This window comes from Heliomicrobium gestii (assembly GCF_009877435.1).
In the GTDB taxonomy this organism is placed as follows: Bacteria; Bacillota; Desulfitobacteriia; order Heliobacteriales; family Heliobacteriaceae; genus Heliomicrobium; species Heliomicrobium gestii.
Map to the genome: position 1 here is coordinate 87,458 of NZ_WXEX01000015.1, position 23,943 is coordinate 111,400.

At 57.5% G+C, this 23,943-nt stretch carries 26 protein-coding genes; 1 reads left to right on the forward strand and 25 read right to left on the reverse strand.

The genetic code is table 11. The features are described 5' to 3' along the window. Positions 1 to 40: 40 nt before the first annotated feature. From hisS to GTO89_RS15360, 22 genes are all read right to left on the reverse strand, one after another. Complete coding sequence (hisS, locus tag GTO89_RS15255) at positions 41 to 1,318, reverse strand: histidine--tRNA ligase (RefSeq protein ID WP_161262956.1); 1,278 nt, start codon at positions 1,316 to 1,318, stop codon at positions 41 to 43. Next, positions 1,312 to 2,823, reverse strand: a complete 1,512-nt coding sequence (hemZ, locus tag GTO89_RS15260; RefSeq protein WP_161262957.1) for a coproporphyrinogen dehydrogenase HemZ — start codon at positions 2,821 to 2,823, stop codon at positions 1,312 to 1,314. The genes hisS and hemZ overlap by 7 nt, the downstream gene beginning before the upstream one ends. A 45-nt stretch (positions 2,824 to 2,868) precedes the next feature. After that, positions 2,869 to 3,495 (reverse strand): MBL fold metallo-hydrolase, encoded by a 627-nt coding sequence (locus GTO89_RS15265; RefSeq protein WP_161262958.1) that lies wholly within the window; start codon positions 3,493 to 3,495, stop codon positions 2,869 to 2,871. Then, positions 3,492 to 3,944: a D-aminoacyl-tRNA deacylase gene (gene dtd, locus GTO89_RS15270; RefSeq protein WP_161262959.1), complete on the reverse strand. Its 453-nt coding sequence runs from the start codon at positions 3,942 to 3,944 to the stop codon at positions 3,492 to 3,494. Before dtd ends, GTO89_RS15265 begins: the two co-directional genes overlap by 4 nt. Positions 3,945 to 3,998: 54 nt before the next feature. After that, positions 3,999 to 6,209 carry a RelA/SpoT family protein gene (locus GTO89_RS15275; protein ID WP_161262960.1) on the reverse strand — a complete coding sequence of 737 codons (2,211 nt, stop codon included), beginning with the start codon at positions 6,207 to 6,209 and terminating at the stop codon, positions 3,999 to 4,001. A 222-nt stretch (positions 6,210 to 6,431) separates the two neighbouring features. Continuing rightward, positions 6,432 to 7,334, reverse strand: a complete 903-nt coding sequence (locus GTO89_RS15280) for a cation diffusion facilitator family transporter (RefSeq protein WP_328793930.1) — start codon at positions 7,332 to 7,334, stop codon at positions 6,432 to 6,434. Positions 7,335 to 7,551: 217 nt separating this feature from the next. Beyond that, complete coding sequence (gene secF, locus GTO89_RS15285; RefSeq protein WP_161262961.1) at positions 7,552 to 8,430, reverse strand: protein translocase subunit SecF; 879 nt, start codon at positions 8,428 to 8,430, stop codon at positions 7,552 to 7,554. Between the two features lie 18 nt (positions 8,431 to 8,448). After that, positions 8,449 to 9,657: a protein translocase subunit SecD gene (secD, locus tag GTO89_RS15290; RefSeq protein ID WP_161262962.1), complete on the reverse strand. Its 1,209-nt coding sequence runs from the start codon at positions 9,655 to 9,657 to the stop codon at positions 8,449 to 8,451. Between the two features lie 133 nt (positions 9,658 to 9,790). Further along, complete coding sequence (locus tag GTO89_RS15295; RefSeq protein ID WP_161262963.1) at positions 9,791 to 10,447, reverse strand: HD domain-containing protein; 657 nt, start codon at positions 10,445 to 10,447, stop codon at positions 9,791 to 9,793. 179 nt (positions 10,448 to 10,626) lie between these two features. Continuing rightward, complete coding sequence (locus tag GTO89_RS15300) at positions 10,627 to 10,827, reverse strand: aspartyl-phosphate phosphatase Spo0E family protein (protein WP_161262964.1); 201 nt, start codon at positions 10,825 to 10,827, stop codon at positions 10,627 to 10,629. Positions 10,828 to 10,963: 136 nt separating this feature from the next. After that, positions 10,964 to 11,230, reverse strand: a complete 267-nt coding sequence (gene yajC / locus GTO89_RS15305) for a preprotein translocase subunit YajC (protein WP_161262965.1) — start codon at positions 11,228 to 11,230, stop codon at positions 10,964 to 10,966. 70 nt (positions 11,231 to 11,300) lie between these two features. Next, positions 11,301 to 12,425, reverse strand: coding sequence for a tRNA guanosine(34) transglycosylase Tgt (gene tgt / locus GTO89_RS15310; RefSeq protein WP_161262966.1), 1,125 nt, complete (start codon positions 12,423 to 12,425; stop codon positions 11,301 to 11,303). 293 nt (positions 12,426 to 12,718) lie between these two features. Beyond that, positions 12,719 to 13,753, reverse strand: a complete 1,035-nt coding sequence (queA, locus tag GTO89_RS15315; RefSeq protein WP_161262967.1) for a tRNA preQ1(34) S-adenosylmethionine ribosyltransferase-isomerase QueA — start codon at positions 13,751 to 13,753, stop codon at positions 12,719 to 12,721. Next, positions 13,753 to 15,189: a SpoIID/LytB domain-containing protein gene (locus GTO89_RS15320; protein ID WP_161262968.1), complete on the reverse strand. Its 1,437-nt coding sequence runs from the start codon at positions 15,187 to 15,189 to the stop codon at positions 13,753 to 13,755. Before GTO89_RS15320 ends, queA begins: the two co-directional genes overlap by 1 nt. A 149-nt stretch (positions 15,190 to 15,338) precedes the next feature. Next, entirely contained in the window at positions 15,339 to 16,718 is a 1,380-nt protein-coding gene (locus tag GTO89_RS15325) for an anti-sigma factor domain-containing protein (RefSeq protein WP_161262969.1), read from the reverse strand. Between the two features lie 77 nt (positions 16,719 to 16,795). Beyond that, complete coding sequence (gene sigI / locus GTO89_RS15330) at positions 16,796 to 17,554, reverse strand: RNA polymerase sigma factor SigI (RefSeq protein WP_161262970.1); 759 nt, start codon at positions 17,552 to 17,554, stop codon at positions 16,796 to 16,798. Positions 17,555 to 17,616: 62 nt separating this feature from the next. Next, a complete protein-coding gene (locus tag GTO89_RS15335; RefSeq protein ID WP_161262971.1) occupies positions 17,617 to 17,841 on the reverse strand; it encodes a DUF2905 domain-containing protein in 225 nt (74 codons plus the stop codon). Further along, positions 17,838 to 18,386, reverse strand: coding sequence for an epoxyqueuosine reductase QueH (locus GTO89_RS15340; protein ID WP_161262972.1), 549 nt, complete (start codon positions 18,384 to 18,386; stop codon positions 17,838 to 17,840). Before GTO89_RS15340 ends, GTO89_RS15335 begins: the two co-directional genes overlap by 4 nt. Before the next feature lie 9 nt (positions 18,387 to 18,395). Beyond that, a complete protein-coding gene (gene ruvB / locus GTO89_RS15345) occupies positions 18,396 to 19,508 on the reverse strand; it encodes a Holliday junction branch migration DNA helicase RuvB (protein ID WP_161262973.1) in 1,113 nt (370 codons plus the stop codon). A 13-nt stretch (positions 19,509 to 19,521) separates the two neighbouring features. Then, the gene (gene ruvA / locus GTO89_RS15350; RefSeq protein ID WP_161262974.1) at positions 19,522 to 20,340 is read right to left on the reverse strand and encodes a Holliday junction branch migration protein RuvA; all 819 of its coding nucleotides are present in this window, start codon (positions 20,338 to 20,340) and stop codon (positions 19,522 to 19,524) included. Further along, complete coding sequence (ruvC, locus tag GTO89_RS15355; RefSeq protein WP_161262975.1) at positions 20,337 to 20,825, reverse strand: crossover junction endodeoxyribonuclease RuvC; 489 nt, start codon at positions 20,823 to 20,825, stop codon at positions 20,337 to 20,339. Before ruvC ends, ruvA begins: the two co-directional genes overlap by 4 nt. Positions 20,826 to 20,852: 27 nt before the next feature. Continuing rightward, positions 20,853 to 21,503: a hypothetical protein gene (locus GTO89_RS15360; RefSeq protein WP_161262976.1), complete on the reverse strand. Its 651-nt coding sequence runs from the start codon at positions 21,501 to 21,503 to the stop codon at positions 20,853 to 20,855. 213 nt (positions 21,504 to 21,716) lie between these two features. On the opposite strand from GTO89_RS15360, the gene GTO89_RS15365 reads away from it, so the two are divergent. Further along, positions 21,717 to 22,187, forward strand: a complete 471-nt coding sequence (locus tag GTO89_RS15365) for an Lrp/AsnC family transcriptional regulator (protein WP_161262977.1) — start codon at positions 21,717 to 21,719, stop codon at positions 22,185 to 22,187. A gap of 107 nt (positions 22,188 to 22,294) precedes the next feature. On the opposite strand, the gene GTO89_RS15370 is transcribed toward GTO89_RS15365, so the two are convergent. The 3 genes from GTO89_RS15370 to GTO89_RS15380 are packed head-to-tail and all read right to left on the reverse strand — an operon-like array spanning position 22,295 to position 23,684. Further along, a complete protein-coding gene (locus GTO89_RS15370) occupies positions 22,295 to 23,062 on the reverse strand; it encodes a YebC/PmpR family DNA-binding transcriptional regulator (RefSeq protein ID WP_161262978.1) in 768 nt (255 codons plus the stop codon). A gap of 15 nt (positions 23,063 to 23,077) precedes the next feature. Further along, positions 23,078 to 23,266, reverse strand: a complete 189-nt coding sequence (locus GTO89_RS15375; RefSeq protein WP_161262979.1) for a CooT family nickel-binding protein — start codon at positions 23,264 to 23,266, stop codon at positions 23,078 to 23,080. Continuing rightward, entirely contained in the window at positions 23,259 to 23,684 is a 426-nt protein-coding gene (locus GTO89_RS15380) for a DUF3842 family protein (protein ID WP_161262980.1), read from the reverse strand. Before GTO89_RS15380 ends, GTO89_RS15375 begins: the two co-directional genes overlap by 8 nt. Between the last annotated feature and the right edge of the window lie 259 nt (positions 23,685 to 23,943).

The following is a 23,943-nucleotide window of genomic DNA, read 5'->3' on the forward strand; positions in this document are numbered from 1 at the left end:
AGCGCCAGCAACTCCCTGGCTTAGGCCGAGTGCCGGATCACTAGTTTTCCCGTTTTGCCATGAGGTTATATAGGAACTCGGTCGCTCCGTCGAGGGGGATCTGCTGCTGCTCCCCTGTCGCCATGGTGCGCAGGGTGATCATTCCCTCTCTTAATTCCCCTTCGCCGATGATGGCGACATAGGGCGCATGGAAGCGGTCGGCTGTTTTCATCTGGGCTTTCAGGGAACGTTCCAGATAGTCCAGTTCCACGGCCAGCCCACGCTGCCGCAGCGTCTGAGCGAGGCCGAAGGCGATCGGGGCGGTCCCTTCTCCGGCGAGGGCGATGAAGAGATCCCGTTGCTCTCCCCCATCGGCGGCGAGGAGCCCCTGGTTTTCCATGGTCAACAGCACCCGCTCCAAACCGAGGCCAAAGCCGATGCCCGGCACGGCCGGTCCGCCCAGTGCCTCGACAAGGTGGTCGTAGCGGCCGCCGCCGCCGATGGAGGACTGGGCGCCGATGTCGGTGGAGACGATCTCAAAGGCCGTCTTCGTGTAGTAGTCCAGGCCGCGGACGAGGCGGTCATCCAGGGTGTAGGCCACGCCGGCGGCGTCAAGGAGTTCTTTCACATCGGCGAAGTGGTTGGCACAGTCGTCGCAGAGGTGTCCCACCGTCGTCGGCGCGCCCTGGGAGAGTTCCTGACAGCGCTCGTTTTTGCAGTCGAGCACCCGCAGGGGGTTGCGGTCGAGCCGCTTTTTGCAGTCCTCGCAAAGTTCGTCCGCTTTCGGCTGCAAAAACTGGTGCAAGGCCTCCCGGTGAGCGGGACGGCAGGCGGGGCAGCCGATGGAGTTGAGGAGCAGTTCCAGGTTCTTCAGGCCCAGCCGGTGGTAAAAGTCCATGGCCATGGCGATGACCTCGGCGTCGACACGGGGACCGGCGGCGCCAAAGACCTCGATGCCGAACTGGTGAAACTGGCGGAGCCGTCCCGCCTGGGGGCGACCGAAGCGAAACATGGGACCGGTATAGTAAACCTTCACCGGCAGCGGGCCGGCGTAGAGCTTATGTTCGAGCAAAGCGCGGACCGTCGGGGCGGTGCCCTCGGGGCGCAGCGTCAGATCGCGTCCGCCGCGATCCTGAAAATCATAGGTCTCCTTCTGGACGATGTCGGTCGTCTCGCCCACACCGCGGTGGAAAACTTCGCTGTGTTCAAAGACAGGGGTGCGGATCTCTTCGTAGCCGTATTCGCGGCAGAGGCGCCGGATGGTGTCCTCCAGGGTCTGCCAGTGCCGAGACTGGGCCGGCAGGATGTCTTTGGTGCCGCGCGGAGCGCCGGTTAGCATGGGATTCCCTCCAGTTTTTTCAGTTTGCGCCCGATGATGGTCTCCAGGCGCTCCACGTAGTTCATGGGGTCTTTCGGATTATGCCAGCTATCGAGAATCTCGCCGTCTTCGGGGCGGACGATCTTTGTCGCCGCGCCGGCGCCGAGCCCCCAGATGGTCTGGCGTTCCTCCATGACATGGATGTTGTAGATGCACTCCCGGCCGGGCAATGTGTAGCCCACATTCTCCTGGTTGGCCAGGATGCGCTTCTGCCGGTAGAGGTAATAGGGGACCAGCCCCAAGGTGCGAGCGCCGGCGCGGGTGACGGCCAGCATGGCCTCCACCTCGTCCTCCGGCGGCAGTGTCCAGCGCTCCCTCTCGGCGGTCAGCCGGGAGGCGCGCTTGATGGCCATCGTGTGGACCGTCAGGTTCTCGGGCCGCAGCTTCGCCAGTTGATCAAGGGTGGAGCGGACCGACTGGGCGGTCTCGCCGGGCAGCCCGACGATCAGGTCCATGTTGATGATGGGAAAGCCGATGGTCCGGGCCAGTTCGACGGCCTCCACCACCTGTCCGGGCCGGTGGCAGCGGCCGATCCGGTCCAACGTGTCGGCGTTCATCGACTGGGGGTTGATGCTCAGCCGGTTGACGCCGCCGGCATAGGCCTGTTCCAGCTTTCGCCGGTCCAGTGTATCGGGCCGGCCTGCTTCCAGGGTGAACTCCACCGTCTCCGGCCCGCGCAGGTGCCGGTTGATCCAGCCGAGCAGGTCCCCCAGTTGTTCCGCCGTCAACACCGTAGGCGTGCCGCCGCCAATATAGATATGCTGCACCTGTTGTCCGGCCTGACGCAGCGCCCGCCCAACTGTTTCGATCTCCCCGGCGAGAGCATCGAGAAAGGGCGTGAGCCAGCGCTTGAACTTCTTGACGTCATAGCCGGGAAAAGAGCAGTAGAGGCAACGGGTGGGGCAAAAAGGAATGCCGATGTAGACGCCGGACTTGCGGCGGTCCTCCGGTCCGGTGTAGAGAAAGGGGCGTTGCCGGAGGGCGATCTCCATGAGCAGATCGGCTTTTTCCGGTTGGAGGGCGTAATCATGAAGCAGTTCCGCCCGGATGTCCTCTCCAAGTTTCCCCTGGTCGAGGCGGCGGTGCACGATCTTCGCCGGGCGAACGCCCGTCAGGATCCCCCATGTGTTCGGCGGGGCGTCACAGTAGTCCTCCAAGGCCCGCAACAAGGCCAGCTTGGCGGCGCGACGGCGATCGTTCTCCCCTTGCGGCAAGAGCGGCGCCTGCCCCACCCCTTCCCTGCCGGCATGGCGAAACCGGGCGACGATCCTCCGCTGCCCGTCCGGTCTTTCCTCACGGAAACCAACCTCCGCTGATTGGTCAACTGTCCGTTCAGCGGCAGCGCCATCCCCTTCCGGCAGAGGGCCTGCTTCTTCAACAAACTGGGCGTCGGGGAAATAGATCCAGAGGACTTCTTGCAGGGTGACCCCATACCCCGGGGGCAGCCCCCGCAAGCAGACATCCATGGGATAACCTCCAGAAATAGCAATCGAGAAAACACGGTAGAAAGATCAGTCGGCCAAAAAGGGATTGTTCACCCGCTCATAACCGATGGTGCTCTCAGGCCCGTGACCGGGATAGACGACGGTGTCATCGGGCAGGGGAAGCAGCTTTTCCCGGATGGCATGCAGGAGTTGGCTGTAGGATCCGCCCGGGAAGTCGGTGCGTCCGACAGAACCGTAAAAAAGCGTATCCCCCGTAAAGACAACGCCCTCGCCTTTCAGGCAGATGCCCCCGACCGTATGGCCCGGCGTGTGCAACACTTCCAGGCGGACCTTTTTTCCAACGGTGATCACATCGCCGTCTTTGAGCAGTCGATCGGCGGCCGGGCTGGCATAGGGCGCGCCAATGTAAAGGGAGAGGTTTTTGGCCGGCGAGACGATGGTCGCCGCCTCTGCCTCATGACAGAGCAGGGGGGCCCCGGTGGCTGCTTTGATCTCGCCGTTGGCCTCAATATGATCGCCATGACCATGGGTGTTGATGATGGCGACGATCTTCGCTTGGGCTTCCTCAGCCCGGCGCAGGAGCATTTCTCCGTCGCCGCCCGGATCGATCAGGGCCGCTTCACCCGTTTCAGGGCATTGGACCAGATAGCAGTTGGCGCCGAGCCTGCCTGCTTCCCACCGGCGGATGTTCATGATTCGCTTCCTCTTCCTTCCACCATCAGCGTAACAGGGCCGTCGTTGATGATCTCGACGACCATGTGGGCCTGGAACTGTCCTGTCGCCACGGTCAGGCCAAACTTGCGCAGTTCCTCGACGACCATATCGACGAGGCGGCGCGCCTCTTCCGGCGGCGCCGCCTGGATAAAGCTGGGCCGGCGGCCTTTGCGGCAGTCACCGTAGAGGGTGAACTGGCTGACGACGAGGGCCTCGCCGCCGACATCGCAAACGGAGCGGTTCATCTTGCCCTGTTCATCTTCGAAAATACGCAAATGGGCGATTTTTTCCGCCACATAGCGGGCATCAGCGTCACCGTCGCCTTGACCGGCGCCGACGAGAACGACAAGGCCCGGTCCGATGGCGCCGATCTCAGCGCCTTCGACGGTCACCCGCCCGCGGAGCACCCGCTGAATCAACGCGCGCAAGCAACCCGCCTCCTCTAGAAAGCAGTTCCTGTCCAAAGAAGGGCTCAATGGTCTCTATCCCAAGAGGGACTCGCCTTCTTTGTCCGGCCGGGTGTTCGGCGTCAAACGACGCACTTCGAGAACATCCCGCACTTTCATCAGTTTATCCATCAGGTATTTCAGGTGACCCAAATCACGGATTTCGACGACCATGTTGATCTGGGCCATCTTGTTTTTCGTCGCTCGCGAGTAGATGGAGTTGATCGCCGTCTTCGTGTCGGCCACCGACAGCATCACATCAGTCGTCAGCCGCTCGCGATCCATGGCGATGACCTCCATCTCGACCTGGTAGGTGGCGTGGGAGGTCGTGTCCCAGGCCACCTCGACGATGCGTTCGCGTTCCTCCGCCGACATGTTGACCACGTTGGTGCAGTCTACACGGTGGATGGAAACGCCCCGCCCCTTGGTGATGTAACCGATGATCTCATCGCCCGGCAAGGGGTTGCAGCAACGGGAAAAGCGGATCAGCACGTTGTCAACGCCGCGCACCCGCACCCCCTGGGAAGGCTTGCCGAAACCGGAAAAGGGCTTTACTTCCGGCGGCGCCGCCACATCCTCTTCCAGGCGCTTTTCCTTTTTCAGTTCCTCTTTCAGGCGAAGGATGATCTGGTTGACCGTCAAGACGCCGTCGCCGACGGCAAAGTAGAGATCATCAACGTTCTGGTAGTTGAAGCGCTTGCTGATGTCCAGCACCCGTTCGGCTTTCAGGACATCGGCGGGATCGAACTTCAGCCGTTTCAATTCCAGTTCGATGGCTTCCCGGCCCCGCTCGACGAACTCCTCGCGCTTCTCCTTCTTGAACCACTGGCGGATGCGGTTGCGGGCGTTCGACGTTTTGACGACATTCAACCAGTCCCGTGAGGGTCCTGCCGTCGTTTTGGTCAATACTTCAATGATCTCGCCGTTGTTCAGTTGGTAGTCCAGGGGAACGATGCGCCCGTTCACCTTGGCGCCCATGCAGCGGTGGCCCACATTGGAGTGGATGCGGTAGGCAAAGTCGATCGGCGTGGACCCGGCCGGCAGTTCAATCACGTCGCCTTTCGGGGTGAAAACGAAGACGGCGTCGGAGAAAAACTCGATCTTCAGGGTCTCCATGAAGGTCTGCGTGTCTTTCTGGTCTGACTGCCATTCGAGCATCTGACGCAGCCAGGCCAACTTTTCCTCGAAGCTCCGTCCCTGCGCTTTGCCGCCCTCCTTGTACTTCCAGTGGGCGGCGATCCCGTATTCAGCGGTCCGGTGCATCTCAGAGGTGCGGATCTGCACTTCGAAGGGCTCACCGAGGGGGCCGACCAGGGTGGTGTGCAGCGACTGGTACATGTTCGTCTTCGGTGTGGCGATGTAGTCCTTGAAGCGCATGGGTATCGGTTTCCAGATGGTATGGATGATCCCGAGGGCGCCGTAGCAGTCCTTCACAGAGTCGACAAGGACGCGGACGGCGATCAGGTCGTAGATCTCGGAGAGATCCTTCTTTTGGGCGGTCATTTTGCGATAGATGGAGTAGAAATGCTTCGGCCGTCCCGAGATCTCCGCCTTGATGGCGACGGCGGTCAACTTTTCTTGCAAGACGGCGATGATCTCGTTGATGCGCTCCTCACGCTCGGCGCGTTTGGTGGCGATGCGCGTCACCAGGTCATAGTAGGTGTCCGGTTCCATGTAACGCAGCGACAGGTCTTCCAGTTCCCACTTGACTCGCGAGATCCCCAGGCGGTTGGCCAGCGGGGCGAAGAGTTCGATCGTCTCGATGGCGATCTCCCGCTGTTTTTCCGGCGTCTGGTGCTTGAGGGTGCGCATGTTGTGCAAGCGGTCAGCCAGTTTGATCAAGATGACGCGAATGTCCTTGGCCATGGCCAAGAACATCTTGCGCAGGCTCTCGACCTGCTGCTCCTGCTTGGAGTGAAACTCCAGGCGGCTCAGCTTGGTCACACCGTCGACCATGAGGGCGACTTCGGAGCCGAATTCCTTTTCCAACTGTTCCCGCGTCACCGGTGTGTCCTCCACAACATCGTGGAGCAGACAGGCGGCGATGGTGGCAACATCCAGTTCCAAGTCGGCCAAGATATAGGCAACGGCCATTGGGTGATAGATGTAGGGTTCCCCGGACTTGCGCAGTTGGCCCGTGTGGGCTTCATCGGCGTATTCAAAGGCCCGGCGGACAAATTCGAGGTCGCTTGGATTTTGCGTATAGCTCTGGACACGCTTTAACAATTGTCCTAAGGTTACCTGCATCTGCTCACCTCCCCGCGAGGCCTTTCGGCATGTCTTATTAAATATATGAAAACCTAAAAAAGGGCAAGATACTATATTATTTTCTCTTCATAAGTCGGAAATCCTCCAAAGGAATCGAAATCCTCATCTTCCCTATTCTTCTGCTGTTGGCATTCATTGTTCCATATTTTTCTATGACCTATTCCCCGGAGGTGAAACAAAAAACCCCCGGCAATCGGGGGGTTATTCATTTTCCTTCCGGTGCGCTTTTTGACAGTCGCCGCAACGCTCATCACAGGGCTCCTGGTGGACGAGAACGGTGCTACGGGGGAAAATCTCCTGGATTTCTCGGGCCACCCGGTGGGAGATGTCGTAGCTTTCTTCAATGGAGGTTTTTTTACAAAAGACCATATGCATGTCAATGTGCCGTTCAGCGCCGGCGCGGCGTGTCCGGATGGCATGGACATTGACATACTTGGCCGCATGGCGTTGGATCCGCTCCTGGATCTGGCTCTCCTCCTCTTCGGGCAGCCGCTGATCCAAGAGAGGCATAAAGGCCTCCTGCAACAGATCCCATGATGCCTTGATGATCAGGAGGGCTACGCCAATGGCCACGATTGGGTCAAGGAGCGTCCAACCGGTCAGCTTCAGAAGGATTAAGCCGAAAAGGACGCCCAGTGACGTATATACGTCGGTGCGCAGGTGCAAAGCGTCGGCTTCCAAAGCCACTGACTCGGTCTTGCGGGCCACCGCCATCAACCGGAAGGAGACATAGTAGTTGACGCCCGCTGAGATGGCCATGATGACGACGCCCCAGCCTGTCTCTGGCGGTGCGCCGCCATGGCTGAGCTTCTCGACAGCCTCGTAGATAATCCAGACGGCAGCCACGAAAATCAAGAGCGCCTCGATTGTGCCCGCCACGTTTTCAATTTTGCCGTGTCCGAACTGATGATTGTCGTCAGCCGGGCGGCTGGCTTCACGGACGCTGAAAAAGGCGATCAACGCCGCCACCAAATCGATCCCGGAATGGATGCCCTCGGAGATGACGCTGACCGACCCGCTTAACCAACCGATCGTCAGCTTGCCGACGACCAGAAATGAATTGGACATAACCGATAACTGCGCGACTCGCAGCCGTTCATCCACAACCTCGTTCCCCTTTTTCTCCTGCCTTGCATGAATCGGCAACCGGTAAACTTCCGTCCTCTATTGTAGCACAATACCCGCATACAGAAAGCACCCCAGTTGCCTGGAGTGCTTTTCCAGCTTTCCTTTGATCGCGTCTGGCCCATCGCCATCGCTTTTTTTACCGGCGCCTTGAGATGCGCGATGATTTCGCTGAAATCATCTTCCGATGTTTCTGTTACGCCGCTTTCATTTTTGCCCGGCGCTGCGCCTTTTCGATCTGTTTCAGGTCATACCAGATCGGGCTGGCGTTGAAGATAGACGAGTAAGCTCCGGAAATGACGCCGATCAACATGGCCAGGTTGAAGACCCGCGTCGAGGCGCCGCCCCAGAAGAGCAAGGCGACGAGGACGAAGATGACCATGAGGACGGTGATGATGGACCGGGTCATCGTTTCCGTTACGGAGCGGTTGACCAGGGCGTCCATGGGCTCGTCTTTTTTCTTCTTGCGCAGGTTCTCCCGGATGCGGTCGAAGATGACGATGGTGTCGTTGATGGAGTAACCGAAGACGGTGAGGATGGCGGCGACAAAGGTGCTGTCCACCTCAATGTAAAAGATGGAGAAGAGCCCCGCCACCACCAAGATATCGTGGAACAACGCTACGATGGCGGCTACGGCAAATTTGAATTCAAACCGGTAGGAAATATAGGCGACCATGCCGATGGCAGCCAGCAACAGCGCCAGCAAGGCGTTGCGAGCCAGTTCCTGGCCGATGGTTGGACCAATGGTTTGGTCGCTGCGGATGGATAGTTCACCCACCTGTCCTTTCATCGACTCCAGCAACTGATTCCGCTGGCTCTGATCCAGCGGGTGGGTCCGAACGATCACGTTATTTCCTTCAGCCAGTTGAACCTCTGTTTTGCCGATGTTGGCATTATCCAGGACAGTGCGGACCTGTTCGACAGTGACCGCATGTTCAAAATGCAGCTCCAGCTTGGATCCGCCAGTAAAATCGATGCCGAGGTTCAGCCCGCGAAGCATCAGGGAGATTAACCCCGGAATCAGGATCAATAGAGATAGGGCATACCAGATTTTGCGACGACCGATCATGTTCATGTCCGGGCTTCCCTCCTATCAGGCGCCGTAGAGTTTCTTGTTGTTCAGGATGCCGCTGCCGCCGGCAGACCGCAGCAACAGCCGGGTGAAACTGATGGCCGTAAACATGCTGACGACAATGCCGATGCCCAATGTGATGGCAAAGCCACGAATCGGGCCAGTGCCGAGAGAGTAGAGAACGACAACAGAGATCAGCGTGGTTACGTTGGAATCTAAAATGGTGGTAAAGGCGCGATGGAATCCGTCCTCAATGGCTGTGCGCAGCGTCTTGCCATGGCGAAGTTCATCTTTCAACCGCTCGTAGATGATGACGTTGGCGTCGACGGCGACACCAAGGGATAGGAGAAAGCCAGCGATGCCAGGCAACGTCCATGTCGCGTGGAGCCATGTCAAGATGCCGACAACGATCACCGAGTAGAGGATCAGGGAGATGATCGCCACAAAGCCGGGAACGCGATAGTAGAGGAACATAAAAGCGAAGATCAGGCCAATTCCGATGATGGCCGCTGTCTCGCTCTTATCCAAACTCTCGGCGCCGAGGGTCGGACCGACGGTCTGCTTTTCCACCATATCCATCTTGACCGGCAAGGCGCCCGAATTCAGGAGCAAGGCGATGCGACGGGCGTCTTCCAGCGAGCCGTAACCGGTGATGCGAGCTTGCCCGCCTGTGATCGGTTCGGTGACAGTCGGGTTCTGCAAAAGATCTTGGTCCAAATAGATGCCGATCGGTTTGCCCACATTGGCCCGGGTCACATCGGCAAACTTTTTCGCGCCTTCACTGTTCAGGGTCATCTGAACGATGGCCGTCTTGCTTCCAGGCTCCAAGGCCTCTTTGGCCTCTTTCAGATCCTTGCCTTCGATAACCGTTTTGCCGTCTGTCGTGCGGAAGGTCAGGACGGCTGTTTTGCCGATCAGATCGACTGCTTTATCGGGATCCTGAATCCCAGCCAGTTCGATCAGCAGCCGGTTGGTTCCTTCCAACTGGATCCGCGGCTCCGCAACGCCGAGCCCGTTGATCCGTTGTTCCATAATGGCCTGAACCTGCTGCATCTCTTCCTTGGTTACTTTGCGGTCTGGTGTCTCTTCTGCCTGCAAGACCACATAAAGACCGCCTTGCAGGTCGAGCCCAAGCTTCGCGTTTTGCTTAATCGGGCCGTAACTCAAGGCGGCAGCAACGGCCACCACCAAAATTAAGGCCACCAGTTGGAGCGTTTTGCGTGCATTCATATTTTGCCCGCTGCCTCCTTGTAAAGGTTTGCTTTTTTTCTACGGATGATTGCCTGGGAATACGAAACAATTCGAATTATACTCCCAAATCTCAAAGAATGTCAAACAAAAGCGCTGTAGTTACAAAAATTAACTAAAGCATCTTGGCATCATTAATTATTAAGTGAAAGCGACAATTCAGAAAGGCAGCTGCCCGGCGGCACATGACCATGCGGGGCAGAAAAATCTCGAAGTAATCCAGGAGCGGGCTGATCTCCGGGTCTGTCTTGAGCGTTAAGGTGATGTCCTGGCCCTCCAGCACAAGTTTGGATTCGCGAACAGCGTAATTGACACGGTCATGGATGTCGAAGGAAACCCGTTCCTTGTTGCGAACGCGGCGGAAGTGGACGTCGCTCTTGTCCGCCAGGACGAGGGCGGCGCCAGCGGCGTTCACCACCTGGCCGACCGTTTCGTCATGATTGCCGATGGCGGCCATCACTTCGGCGATCTCCGGGAAGTCCATCTTCATATCGCGCAAGATGCTGCGGGCCAGCAAGGCGCCGATTTGAGCATGTCCATCACGGCTGACGGCATTGCCAATGTCGTGCATGTAGCCGGCGATGGCGGCCAATTCGGCGACACGCTCAGGGTAGTTGAGGTGAGACAGAATCGCCTCCGCCTGAGCGCTGACCTGGGCGGAATGACGGAGTCCGTGTTCCGTATAGCCGAGCACGCTGAGGCGCTCATCGCCTTTTTCGATGTACGCCCGGACTTCCGGGTTTTCACGAATCGCGCGAATATCGACAGTCATGGCTCTCTTCCTTTTCTCTGGCTTAGCGTGCTTACCTGGCTTACCTGGTTTGCTTGGCTTACTTCGTTTGCTACGGATTGCTCCATATTTCTCCGTGTTTCTTTATCGTAAGCTGGACATCGTCTTAACCTGGATATAGCCGTCATGGACGGACATGAATAGACCGCTGAGTAGTTTGCTCAGCGGCCAGGAAGAAAATCCGGAAAATCGAGTTCCATCTGACGGTTGACACGCATGTACTCGACAATCAGTCGATCCAGTTCACAGGATTTTCGATATAAAAGGCCACTCGTCAGATTGCGGCAATCGAATTTTCGGGCTAATCGATCCAATTCTTTGCGTTTACGCTGAATCCGGCGCAAGAGCACCAAGGAATCCATTTTTCCTCCTCCCCTCGACAGTTCAATGGCTACACAATAACGGAATTCGCTTCTCACTTACACATTCGACCCATATTCTCGAATTCCTGTTATTAATGTAAACTTTTTGAAATATTTTGTCAAAGGGAGGAACACGTTATTCCTTTTCTGCGATCTCAACGATAGCCGTCTTGGCCAGTTCAACCTGAACCCCTTCGGCGATTTTGACGGTGATCGTATCTTCACCCACTTCTGTGACGACGCCGTAAATGCCCCCGGCAGTCAGGACCCTCTCATGGACCCTCACTTTGTCCAGCATCTCTTTGTGCTGTTTTTGCGCTTTCTTCTGCGGACGAATGAAGAGAAGGTAGAAAAGTCCGAACATGGCGACCAGATAGACCAACAAAAGGGAGGACGAATCCATGACAGTTAACCCCCTTCTTAAGATACACTTTCATTCTTTCATGATTTTTACGGTTTTCGTTCGATGCCGCCTAAGCCTTTTCCTCCCCATATTTGTCAAAAAAGGCCTTTTTCGCTTCCAGGAAGCGCCCCTCCAGGATAGACCGGCGGATCGTCCGCATGATGTTCAGGAGCATATGCAGGTTATGGATGGTCAGGAGGCGGTAGACGAGAATTTCCTCGGCCTTGTAGAGGTGGCGCAGGTAGGCGCGGCTGTAGTTGCGGCAGGTGTAGCAACTGCACTCGGGATCGAGGCGGTCGAAGTCACGGGCGTGTTCGGCATTGCGGATAACCACCTTGCCATGGGAGGTAAAGGCGAGTCCATTGCGGGCCACCCGGGTGGGCAGCACACAGTCGAACATGTCGACGCCCCGTTCGACGCCCTCCCAGAGGCAATCCGGGCTGCCGACGCCCATCAGGTAACGGGGCTTGTCTGCCGGCAGTACCGGGACGGTGGCGTCGAGCATCTCGTACATCAACGGTTTCGGCTCGCCAACGCTCAACCCGCCGATGCCGTAGCCAGGGAAATCCATTTCCACCAGGCGGGCGGCGCTTTCCTTGCGCAGGTCAGCGTACATGCCTCCCTGGGTGATGCCAAAGAGCGCCTGATCCTCTCGGGTATGGGCGGACTGGCAGCGTTTGGCCCAACGGGTCGTCATCTCCAGTGATTTTTGGGCGTAATCGCGTTCGGCGGGATAGGGTGGGCACTCGTCAAAGGCCATGATGATGTCGGCGCCAAGGTCCATCTGGATCTGGATTGACTTCTCCGGTGTAAAAAAGTGCTCTGACCCGTCAATGTGGCTCTTGAAGCGCACGCCCTCTTCGGTGATCTTGCGGAGCGGTCCGAGGCTGAAAACCTGGTATCCACCGGAGTCGGTGAGGATGCCCTGGGGCCAGTTCATGAATTTGTGCAGGCCGCCGGCCTCGCGCACCAGGTCGGAGCCGGGCCGCAGGTAGAGGTGGTAGGTGTTCGACAGGATGATGCCGGCGCCAAGGTCGCGCACCTCTTCCGGCGTCATCGTCTTGACGGTGGCCTGGGTGCCGACCGGCATGAAGATGGGCGTTTCGAAGGAGCCGTGAGGGGTATGTAGGATCCCCGCCCGGGCGCTGGTTCGGTCACATTTTTTGGTGAGTTCGTAATGGACTGCGGCGGTCAAGGCGCTTCCTCCTAGCGGCTCCGGCGCGTTGAGGCTGCTAGAGCCATGTTCTTCTAACCTTTTGCAAACTGTAACGTTACGTCGGGGGCCGATTGGCTCCGCTCGCGAAGGGCTCCGTGGCTACTCGCTTGCTTGCTCCGCCCAAATGCTCGCTGCACCAATCGGCCCCCAGACTGCTGTTAGGGTTACGTTGTTTTCAGAGCTTATTCTGCTTGTTTAAGATTCATCCGTGGCATGAGTTTCTATCTACTAAGGGCTAAACTGCCGCTCCCAGCGGTTCTCCACCTAAACGCTTAGATGATCAACATGGCGTCTCCGAAACTGAAGAAACGATACCCCTGTTTCAGGGCCTCCTGGTATGCGGCCAGTATGTTTTCGCGTCCGGCAAAGGCGGAGACGAGCATGAGCAGGGTGGACTTGGGAAGGTGGAAGTTGGTGATCATGCCGTCGATGCAGTGGAAGGTGTATCCGGGATAGATGAAGATGTCTGTCCAGCCGGAACTGGCCGCAATCGCGCCGTTGTTGCGGCTGGCGACGGTTTCGAGGGTGCGGGCGACGGTGGTGCCAACGGCGATGACACGGCGTCCCTCCCCTTTTGCCTTTGCGATGGCTTCAGCGGCCTCGGGGTCGACTTGAAAGAACTCGGAGTGCATCTTGTGATCCTCGATGCGGTCAACTTGCACAGGCCGGAAGGTGCCGAGGCCCACATGAAGCAGAACAGAGGTGGTCTCGATCCCTCGCTGCCTCAATCGGTCGAGCAGTTGGGGCGTGAAGTGGAGTCCTGCTGTCGGGGCTGCCGCCGATCCCCGTTCACGGTTGTATACCGTCTGGTAGCGCTCAGCTTCTGCCTGGGGCAAGGGGGTTTCAATGTACGGCGGCAGGGGCATTTCGCCGAGTTCGTCGATGAGTTTGTCAAAATCTCCGGTGTACTCAAAGCGGACGATCCGTCCGCCAAAATCGGTCGTTTCCTGAATTTCCGCCGCCAACCGGCCTTCGCCGAAGTCGACAACGGTTCCCGGTTTCAGTCGCCGGCCGGGCCGGACCAACACTTCCCAGCGATCATCGCCTCGGGGGGTGAGCAAGACCATCTCGACGGCTACATCGCTTTCGCGTTTTTTTCCATATAAACGGGCTGGAATCACGCGGGTGCGGTTGACGACCAGCAGGTCGCCCGGTTGCAGGATGTCGACGATCTGATGAAAGATCCGGTGGTCGACAACGCCGCTTTCTCGATCAAGGAGCATCAAGCGAGAGGCGTCTCTTGGTTCTGCCGGTGTCTGTGCGATCGCTTCCTTCGGCAAATCATAATCGTAAAGCGCGACTTCCATTATTTCCCCCAATTGTTCATGATCCGCAACCGTCCGTCGCGACGATCGGCATTGTAATAATGTTCGATAATGTCATTGTACCCTTTCCCGTCGCGCGCCAAGCCCATGGCGCCCCATTGGCTCAAGCCCACGCCGTGGCCGAAGCCATAGCCATCAAGGACAATCGAGCCGCCAGACGCGGTTGACGGTGTTTTGGGCGCCGGACCGGCGCCGTCGGGCGTAATGACGTAAAAATCACTGTTCATCTCCGCCTGACCCTCGGCGGTGATCCCGTAGATCCCGCCTGCCGGGAGGGCGCTTTTTCTGAGCCCTTCAGCGCCGTATCCCATGACCATATAGCTGGCGCCGCCATCGGTGACGGTGAACTTCGTCGATGGCGCATCCAACAATTGACGTACACGATCCCGCTCAACCGTTACGGTCCCCCGTGAGCCGACAACGTCCAGGCGGATCACACGCCCCGAGGCGGTCGTCTCAGCGACGCGCAGTCGCTGCACCTCTCCCGGATCCTTACCGGTCAGGGAGAGGGTTTTCCGGGCCACATCGGCCGGTGAGAGGTTTTTCCGCCAATGGTAGGCAAGGGCCGCCGTCCCGCCCCACTCCTCGGCGTATTTGTCTTCCGGCGCCGGAACGCCACGCAGGTAGGGCACATCGCTGTTCCAAACCCAACGGGCATCTTCCGTATACCCTCCGCTGTTGGAATGAAAAACAGCCTCGATGAGCGCCCCGTCAAAGGTGATGACCTGCCCGCGCGTATCGTCAACAGCCTTGCGGACCTTTGGGGATTCGCCATCGGCCCCCTTGTACACCTGACTCCCTTGATCATCCCGCAGATCATAGAAGTCGCCGGCCTGGGCACGACGTTCGCGCTTCTGCAAGGCATAGGTGCGCGAAACGACGGCCTGGGTTTTCATCGCCTCCTCAGGCGCATTCAGACCGATCTCCTGTCCGACGACACCGTAAAGGTATGTTTCCACATCGATCACATTGATCAGCGCCAGATTGCTGGCGCCTTGTGAGCGGAGATGGTAGAGACGCAGACTGCCACGGTATTTTTTACCGTTGATTTCGATCCTATTCTCACCATCACCGAGGGCTTGCAGCAACAGGGGGCCACCGAAGGCCTTTGCCAATGGCCGACCATTTTTCTCCAGTTTGATGGACGATCCGGCGGCGGCGGCGTGCCATGCATCGGTGGAAGCGACAGGTTCCACCAGCATTTTTAAGTCCTCATCATACCACTGATATGTACCGGACAACACCTTGATATCGACGGACGATCGCTGATCGATCAACACTCGCAACGCAGGCGTCGCGCCTGTTTCGGCGGCGCCAGCAGCACCTAGCGCCATCAAAAGAGAAAGAAAAAGGATCAGATTTACCAGGGTGAATCGGGCCAGCAGCGTGGCAAGTCGATTTCTCTTGCTGCCTCTCATTCGTCAATGTGCTCCTTTCGGCAGGGCTCAACCTCCTCTGTTTTCGACAAATTGGCGGCACTTTCCTGTTTGTCCTCTCTTTTCATCAAAAAAGAAAGACTGCCGATGACTCGACAGCCTTTTTGACATGGGAAACTCCGGTTATTTGGTTAAGAAGATCCAGAATGGGATGGCCCGGGTTGACGCAATGGCTCTGCTGGGGACTCGCTCGGCATTCCGATTGGATTCGCCGCATGCTTGTCATCTACCGGTGAGCCCGCTGCAGTCGATGGAGACGGTGGAGGAGGTGAAGGCGTTTCTGCGGGGACATCAGGAAGGGGAACCGTGCCCTCTTCTGTCGGTAAAGGCATGCTAACCTTTGGGGGAGTCTGCGCGGGCTCGGTCGGCGGTGTTTCTTGATTGGACGGAATGGTTTCCCGATCGGAGGGAGGTTGCTGCGATGTGGGCTGGGCCTTTTCCTGGTGGGACGGCGGAACTTCGACTGGCTCATTCACCGCCCCGGTTTCCGCTCCTTGGGCAGCGGAAGGCGGTTGAGACGCCCCTGCCAATGGGGCTAATCCTCCTGCCGGTGACGAGGCCGGTTGCGCCGCGGCTTCGTGAAGGTCTTCCCGAATCTGGTCCTGATGTCTGGCTTCCTTGCCTGCAAGATCCTTTTTCTGAGCCGCTCCCTGGAGCACATCCAGCGGGTTTCCACCGGCAGCGCTGATCACCTTGGTGATGGAGGTCTTTTTCAAGTCTGCTACGCGCACCGCCAACCCCCGGTCCAGCGCCTCCAGATATACGGCATACTTACCGACAGACAGTCCAAGTTGCTGGGCCTTCTTCCTCGCATCGGCTGTTGCCCGGACGACCTGCACCCGTTGGGGCGATGATTTTCCTTTCGACAACACCGTCAGCGCTGAATCGCGCAATCTCGCTTCCAGACGCTCCTCATCTGTCGAAGGGCGGTCCTCACCGGCAACGGCGATGACGACAGCGTTATCGCGAGTCGGCGACAGGTAGCCTTGATGGACCGCTTCATCGGTGATCCGAGAAATGGCTTCCTCCGCATCCAACCCCTTGAGCGTTTCCGCCGGAATCAGCTCTTTTCCGTCATCATTCAGCGGTCGGGCCTCGATGACCCGGTTTTTTTCATTTAAAGCAAGCTCAATCGAAGGGTTGATGTCCACCGAAACGAACCGAACGGCGAGGCCATCTGGCGCCGGCGCGTCGTCGGTCGCCAATTGCACCGTTCCCGCCTCACCGTCAGGGGCAGGTTTGTCGATGGGCTGTCCCCCTAACCCGCCGAATCCCGTCAGGTTGACCATGAGGAGCACCACCGCGGCCACAGCCGTCGTCATCCAGTGCCAAGGCGTGCTAGCCCACCGTCCCTTTGCCTGGGCCAGCGTCTTTTTCCCGCAAGTCAGGGAGATTTCATCGCCGATTTCCGGCTTGGGATAGGAAATGCGCTGGCGCCGGAACTCGCCGCTGGGGGTAAGAACGATGGCCTCCTCCCCCTCAATCTCCAGCACCACGCCGCGTTGATCCACTTGGCGGCCGACCTCCTGTCCGCAGGACCCATCAGGCGAGGGTGAACCGGGCGGACCTTTTCGTCCTTCGCCGGGAATCACTCCTTGTCAATGTAATCCTTTAAGTGTTCCAGATTTTCCATGAAAATAATGGCAACAGCGATGATGTATTTTCGCTGTCGCTCCAGGGTCTTTCGACTCACGTCGGCGTCCCGTTCCAGGTCTTTCAGCGGCAGTGATCCTTTTAGTTTCAGGTAATCACGATACTCGGGCCTTTCCGCGACACACCGGGCCACCTGGATGGCTCGCCTGCGGGCGTCCTCATGCTTTGGCGCCAGTTCCACCAGTTCGCTGAAACGGATGCCGTATTCCTGTAGCAGTTTGTTGTAATGGAGAATCTCGGTCCGGCGATCGTTCGCTTCCGATTCGGCCAAAAACGCCGCTGTCGCCTGTTTGATCTCCATCCGGTTGTTCCCTTCCTCCCCCGCTTCCTCCTCCGACTCATAGGTGAAGGCAGACAGGGGGATCTCCTTTTGGCTCCTCATCGACTTACGGAAATAGTCGATCAAGCGGCGACGGATCACCGTCTCGGCAAAGGACAAAAAGGAAACACCTTTCTCTTCCCGGTAGCTTGTGATTGCTTCGTTAAACGCAATCAAGGCGATGCTGGCCTCGTCATCACTGCCCATCCGGACATAGCGCCCGCTCGTTTGGGAGGTGACCCTCAGCACAAAGGGGGTGAACTTCCGGATCAAGGCATTGCGGGAACACTCGTCCCCCTCCCGAGCTCGAACAAGAAGGCTCTCAGGCTCCTGATTCCTCGATGCAAATACGCTGTTGCCAAACAAGGATGCCAAGGTGTCACCTTCTTTATTATATTTGTTCGGGTCCAGGACAATTTTTCTAGGGGTAAATTATCCTATCGGCGAAAAAACAGGTTCAAGAGGATCGTCAACAGCAGGCTGATCAGGAGGCTGCTGGCCAGGGGAAAGTAAAAACTGAAATTCCCCTTCTGCCAGCTGATGTCGCCGGGCAGCTTCCCCAGTGAAACGAACTGGCTGAGCAGCCAGAACAAGCCACCCAACAGCAGCAGCCCGGCGCCGGCCACCATAAGCCATTTGCCGAAGGAGCCTCCGTCGATCACGGCTTTGACCTCCCTTTGGCCTTGTAGTACCGATCCTTTTCACTATAGATGCAGCCGCAATAGGGCTGCCGATACAGTTCCAACTCCCGCGCTCGCTGCTGCCCTTCCCGGAAGCGAGGCCGAAAATCGACATAGAAAAAGGGCACCCCCGCCTCGCGTCCAGCCGCTTCACCGGCGCGACGCAAGGCCTCGTGGTCCTGGTAGGGGCTGATCAGCAAGGTCGTGCTGAAGCCTTCCATCCCTAGTTCCCTGGCCTTCTCAGCCGTTTTGCGCAGCCGCAGGTCGTAGCAGTGGGGGCAGCGACCTGCCGGGTCGGCGGCCACCCGCCCCAAAAACGCCTCCAGCGCGTACTCTTCATCGACGATCAATGGCAGGTCAATGGAAGCCGCGTAGGCCTCCAGCGTCTCTTTGCGCCGGAGAAACTCCTTATAGGGGTGGATGTTTGGGTTATGGTAATAGGCAGTCACCTGATGGCCTTCCTCGCGCAGGAGATCAAAAGGGACGATGCCGCAAGGGGCGCAGCAGGTGTGCAGGAGCAAATGCATTCCGGTCACCTACTCATCAAAGGATAGGGCAGCCTGTTCCGTTGCGGCCCTGGCGTTGGCGGAAAGGGCTTCGCCTGTTCCGACCGGCGACGCCGCCGAGCGCCCTTCCAAAAGCGCCATCAATCCCGCAGGGACAGGCAATCCCATATGCTCGCAGGCAGCCACGGTAGCCATCCGACCCCGAGGCGTCCGGTTCAAAAAACCGAGTTGCATCAGGTAGGGTTCGACCACGTCTTCGATGGTGTCGACAGACTCGCTGACCGAGGCGGCCAAGGTCTCCACACCGACAGGACCGCCGGCGAATTTCCGGATCAACGCCTCCAGCAGCCGCTGGTCGGTCGTATCGAGGCCGCGCGGATCCACCTCCAGCCGCCGCAAGGCCTCCTGGGCCACCTCGGCCGTGACGACGCCGTCGGAAAGCACCTGGGCATAGTCACGGACCCGCTTCAACAGGCGGTTGGCAATACGGGGCGTCCCCCGCGAGCGAAGAGCGATCTCCCGGGCGCCGTCGGTCTCGACAGTGACGCCGAGGATCGAAGCGGCCCGGAGGATGATGAACTCCAATTCATCGGGCCGGTAGTATTCCAGGCGATGAATGACGCCAAAACGGTCCCGCAGGGGCGATGTGAGCATCCCTGCGCGCGTTGTGGCGCCCACGAGGGTAAACCGAGGCAGATCGATGCGGATCGACCGGGCCGCCGGTCCCTTGCCGATGACGATATCGAGACAGTAATCCTCCATAGCCGGGTAGAGCACTTCCTCCACCGCCCGGTTGAGGCGATGGATCTCATCGATAAAGAGGACATCCATCGGCTGCAGATTCGTCAGGATGGCTGCCAAGTCGCCCGGGCGTTCAATGGCCGGTCCGGAGGTGACCCGCAGCTGCACGCCCAACTCCGTCGCGATGATCTGGGCCAACGTCGTCTTCCCCAAACCCGGCGGTCCATAGAGCAACACATGATCCAGCGGTTCGCGCCGGCCCAGCGCCGCTTGGATGAAGACCGTCAGATTTTCTTTCAACTTGTCCTGACCGATGTATTCGCGCAGCGTCCGCGGACGCAGGCTCCACTCGGCCTCGCGATCCTCAGGCCGAGTGGCCGAGGTCATCATCCGTTCATCCATCTGACGTCACCCCTTACTGCGACCCGAGAAACCGGAGCGCACCCTTGATCCATGCCTCCACGTCGCCATCAGGCGATACATGGGCCGCCGCATCGACGAGCGCATCTCTGGCTTCATTGGCCGAGTATCCCAGCACCTGCAAGGCCGAGAAGGCCTCGTCGCGGGGGAGTGTCTTCCACATACGACCTGCATCGACAGCGGTCGCTTTTTTCCGTCTGCGCGCCGGTTGCTCTGCCGGTTCGGGGGAATGACGGTCCTGCGATTCATCCTTGGTTGCCGCTTCTCCCTGAGCGTCATTTCCTGGGGAAGGGTCTGGCGAAAGACGAGTTTGGGCCAACGTATCTTCCTGGGGAAGATCGTTTTCGCTGTTGTCGCTGCTCAATCCGACAGGCTGGGCCAATCCCAGCACCGGCACGACGCGAAGGCCCTGCTTGAGCAGCTTGTCCCGCAATTCGATCACCAGGCGTTGGGCCGTTTTGCGCCCAATGCCCGGAATCCGCGTCAAGGCGAGCACATCTTCGGCGATGATCGCCCGCTGCACCTCCATGGCGGAATAGGCAGAAAGAATCCCCAAGCCAACTTTGGGACCGACGCCGCTGACCTCCAAGAGGAGGCGGAAGAATTCTAAATCCTCCTCCTTGATAAAGCCAAAGAGGCTGACCTGATCCTCCCGTGTATGGTAATAGGTATGGATCAATACCTCCCGGCCTACCCGGGGCAGCGACGCCAGCATCGTCGCCGGCACAAAGACACGGTAACCGACGCCCGAGACGTCGACGAGCAGGCAATCATCACCGACACCGGCGAGACGGCCCCGTAAAAAAGCGATCATCGACAGGCCACCCCCCAGGTCAGGCTATGGGCGCAACAGATGGCTACGGCCAGCGCATCGGCCACATCGTCCGGCTTCGGAATCTCGTCCAATGCCAACAAGACGCGCACCATCTGCTGGACCTGTTGTTTTTCCGCCCGTCCATAGCCGACAACGGCTTGTTTCACCTGGGACGGCTTGTATTCATGGACAGAGAGACCAGCCCGGGCCGCCGCCAGCAGCACGACGCCCCGGGCTTGGGCTACCGTGATCGCCGTGGTGACATTGCGATTGAAGAATAACTCCTCCACGCCGATATGGCTTGGGTTATAGGTGGCGATGATCGCCTCCAAATCGGTGAAAATCGTATGCAGCCGGGAAGCCTGGGATGTGTGGGCCGGTGTGCGCACAGCGCCGTAAGCAAGGGCAGAGAGCCGGTTGCCTTGCGCTTCAATCAAACCGTATCCGCAAATGGCCGTTCCCGGGTCGATCCCCAGGATTACCAACCCGCCACCTCCCTGATTCGATACAATTTAAGGTTTTCGACGTCCTTCGCTTGATTCCTTTTCTTTATGACTGTTAGATCCGTCCACGCCATCCATAAGCAGGGAGAGCTCGTCCAGCGTCATTCCATCCAGCCATCCCCGTTGCGCCAACTGATACACCGGCGCAGGCAACCGTTCAGCCGGCAGATGGGTCAACCGATCGATCCCGCCAAAACAACCGGGAGGACCGACGATGACCGCCACCACCCCGTTGACAACACCCAGGTGCCGTTTGGCGGCATCGTCAGGACAAAGGCCTTCACAACTTCGCAGCAGCCGGATCTGACCAGGGCTCAGTTCCCAATGCCAGTTGTCCCCTTCTGGATACCGCTGCAACAATTCGCGGAAAAGACGGCCTGTCCAGTCATCGGGTCGATCCAGATTTTCTACTGTTTTATGGCCACAGATGTGATAATTTTTTTCAATCGTGATCACAACGCCCGGCGCGATCGGTCGATCGAGCATGTCCTTTCCGTACCGGGAAGCCCAAGAGCCATCATTTTTGACGACCATCAAATCATAGGCGAAAACCGACAGGACCGTCAAGCTGAAGGAGACGATAAAAAGCAGTAAAAGGGCGGGGCGAAAGGGCGACCAATCCGCAGCAGGCTGAGACCGGCGTTTTAAAATGAGTGACACTGCCAAAACCTCATTTCCCAATCAGTCAGAAACTTCTACTGATTTCATGTAAAAATTTTTCTTTTACTCAGTAGATATTCTTGCCAACAGGAAATACTGAGATTCATTCGAAGGTTTTTCGAACAAAAAAACGGTTTTCCTTGACTTCCCCTCTATTTTTTTATATATTCTTATCAAATGGTTGGTGGTTTTAGGCAAGGAGGCCAAAAATTTATGTATGATGCCGTAGATTGCCGAATACTTCAGCACCTCCAACGTAACGGACGAGTAACGCAGACCGAACTGGCATCGCTCGTCGGCCTCTCGTCTCCCGCCGTTGCAGAACGGATCAAAAAGTTGGAGGAAAAAGGGGTTATTCAGGGTTTTCAGGCTCGCCTGAATCCGAAGGCCCTGGATCTGGGTCTGACCGCTTTCATCTCACTACGGCTGGACCACCCGAACTCGTACCAGCGCTTTGTTGAACAGATTGTAGAATGCCCTTACATACTGGAGTGCCATCGCGTCACCGGTGAAGATGGTTTTCTGTTAAAAATTCGCGTCAAAGATACGCTGGAACTCGAACAAATCTTGACGACGCAGATCCTTTCGTTGCCCGGTGTTAGCCATACACGCACCTCCATTGCGCTAGCCACCCCCAAAGAGGAAACCGTATTGCCTCTTCCAACGGAAGAACAATCGGCCTAAGCAACCAAATAAATGCACGAAAAAGGAGCCCCTTGTCAGGGACTCCTTTTCTTATTCTCATCATGTTGAATCGTTTCACCCGGTGTGAAAGTATCCGATTTGTAGAACTATCCGATTTGATCCATCATATCGTCATCGATATCAAAATTAGCGTAGGCGTTTTGCACATCATCATGGTCTTCAAGCGCATCCATCAGCTTGATCAGTTTGGCGGCTACCTCTTTGTCGGTTACCTCCATGGTGTTTTGAGGAACGAGAGTCGACTCTGCCGACAAAAGGGCATAACCAGCATCGACCAGAGCTTGACGGACTGTTTCCAGTTCCTCGGGCAGTGTGTATACCTCGGCTTCGTCTTCTTCCATAGCGATATCAAGGGCGCCCGAGTCCAGTGCCACCAGCATCAATTCATCTTCTTCGACCGCTTTTCCGCTGGCTTCCGGAGAGGCGTCCAGACGGATGACCCCTTTCGGTTCGAAGATCCAGGACACGCAGCCGGTTTCACCGAGGTTACCGCCGCTTTTGGAGAAGAGGTGACGGATCTCGCCAGCGGTACGGTTGCGATTATCTGTCATCGCTTCAATCATGATGGCCACGCCGCCAGGCCCATATCCTTCATAGGTCAGTTCTTCGTAATTGGTCCCTTCAGCACCGCCGGCGCCCCGCTGGATCGCCCGTTGGATGTTGTCGTTGGGCATGTTGTTTTCTTTGGCTTTTTGGATAGCAATTTTTAATCGGAAGTTGCTGTTCGGATCAGCGCCGCCCTGGCGCGCCGCCACGATCAATTCACGGCCGACTTTGGTAAAGACTTTGCCTTTCTGCGCGTCTACTTTCGCTTTCTTGTGTTTAATGTTCGCCCATTTCGAATGTCCAGACATATGACTATCTTCCTCCTACAGGTCTTCAAGAATAATTTTGTGATCGACCAGCGCCAGCTCGAGGATGCGCGCCTTGATCGTCTTTTGCTGGCCAAAAATATTGATCATCGATACCTGACCGGGTTCTGGAACCAGTTTATCGACCGACTCAAGGATCAACTGATCTTGTCCGTCTCTGCGGATATACACATTCGCCTCACACATGACGCTCCTCCTCGACGAGTTCTTTGATCCGGCGAACCAAGGCCTGCACCTGATGGGGCAATGGCTCCGACTTTGCCCCGGCGATTTCTATGCGACTTCTATTTAAAGGAATCATGATTTTTTTCGCCTTCGCTCTGCCGACCGCTTCTGCCATCGCAGGGGTCAATTCACCCAGCATGCTATGGGCCATCACGATGGCCACAGATCCTGCGATGATGTCCACCTCGGGCAGATTCTGCACCATCGCGTTCTCACCAGTAGCGCCGTCATTCGCGCCTGCCTTTAACATGGCAGCCGTCGCCATCGCATTGGTGCCCAACGCCAGTATATCGATATCATCGGGCAATTCCTGCCGGATCCGTTCGACAATATGCCTGCCAATGCCCCCGCCTTGTCCGTCTATCACCGCAATTCGCATGGAACCACACTCCGACGTTGTCTTGCTCTCAAATCCTATGCCTGACGGTTTATGTTCTATCCTTGATCTCGGTTCGCATCATATTTTACCTTGGCGCCTCGGGACGAAACAAGCCCAATCAGCATCGTAAAAAAGGGATTTATTGATACTTTACAACTTGAAAAGACAATGCCACTTCAGGAGCATTGAAAAACGCCTTCAGGATGTTCCTGAAGGCGTCATAACTTCTTGGTTGCGGGGGCAGGACTTGAACCTGCGA

Excerpts from the sequence above, each read along its gene's own strand:
- hisS (WP_161262956.1), bottom strand. The coding sequence starts at position 1,318 with ATGCTAACCGGCGCTCCGCGCGGCACCAAAGACATCCTGCCGGCCCAG.
- hemZ (WP_161262957.1), bottom strand. The coding sequence starts at position 2,823 with ATGGATGTCTGCTTGCGGGGGCTGCCCCCGGGGTATGGGGTCACCCTG.
- GTO89_RS15265 (WP_161262958.1), bottom strand. The coding sequence starts at position 3,495 with ATGAACATCCGCCGGTGGGAAGCAGGCAGGCTCGGCGCCAACTGCTAT.
- GTO89_RS15275 (WP_161262960.1), bottom strand. The coding sequence starts at position 6,209 with ATGCAGGTAACCTTAGGACAATTGTTAAAGCGTGTCCAGAGCTATACG.
- secF (WP_161262961.1), bottom strand. The coding sequence starts at position 8,430 with ATGAACATGATCGGTCGTCGCAAAATCTGGTATGCCCTATCTCTATTG.
- secD (WP_161262962.1), bottom strand. The coding sequence starts at position 9,657 with ATGAATGCACGCAAAACGCTCCAACTGGTGGCCTTAATTTTGGTGGTG.
- GTO89_RS15295 (WP_161262963.1), bottom strand. The coding sequence starts at position 10,447 with ATGACTGTCGATATTCGCGCGATTCGTGAAAACCCGGAAGTCCGGGCG.
- GTO89_RS15300 (WP_161262964.1), bottom strand. The coding sequence starts at position 10,827 with ATGGATTCCTTGGTGCTCTTGCGCCGGATTCAGCGTAAACGCAAAGAA.
- yajC (WP_161262965.1), bottom strand. The coding sequence starts at position 11,230 with ATGGATTCGTCCTCCCTTTTGTTGGTCTATCTGGTCGCCATGTTCGGA.
- queA (WP_161262967.1), bottom strand. The coding sequence starts at position 13,753 with ATGGAAGTCGCGCTTTACGATTATGATTTGCCGAAGGAAGCGATCGCA.
- GTO89_RS15320 (WP_161262968.1), bottom strand. The coding sequence starts at position 15,189 with ATGAGAGGCAGCAAGAGAAATCGACTTGCCACGCTGCTGGCCCGATTC.
- GTO89_RS15340 (WP_161262972.1), bottom strand. The coding sequence starts at position 18,386 with ATGCATTTGCTCCTGCACACCTGCTGCGCCCCTTGCGGCATCGTCCCT.
- ruvB (WP_161262973.1), bottom strand. The coding sequence starts at position 19,508 with ATGGATGAACGGATGATGACCTCGGCCACTCGGCCTGAGGATCGCGAG.
- ruvA (WP_161262974.1), bottom strand. The coding sequence starts at position 20,340 with ATGATCGCTTTTTTACGGGGCCGTCTCGCCGGTGTCGGTGATGATTGC.
- GTO89_RS15365 (WP_161262977.1), top strand. The coding sequence starts at position 21,717 with ATGTATGATGCCGTAGATTGCCGAATACTTCAGCACCTCCAACGTAAC.
- GTO89_RS15370 (WP_161262978.1), bottom strand. The coding sequence starts at position 23,062 with ATGTCTGGACATTCGAAATGGGCGAACATTAAACACAAGAAAGCGAAA.
- GTO89_RS15375 (WP_161262979.1), bottom strand. The coding sequence starts at position 23,266 with ATGTGTGAGGCGAATGTGTATATCCGCAGAGACGGACAAGATCAGTTG.
- GTO89_RS15380 (WP_161262980.1), bottom strand. The coding sequence starts at position 23,684 with ATGCGAATTGCGGTGATAGACGGACAAGGCGGGGGCATTGGCAGGCAT.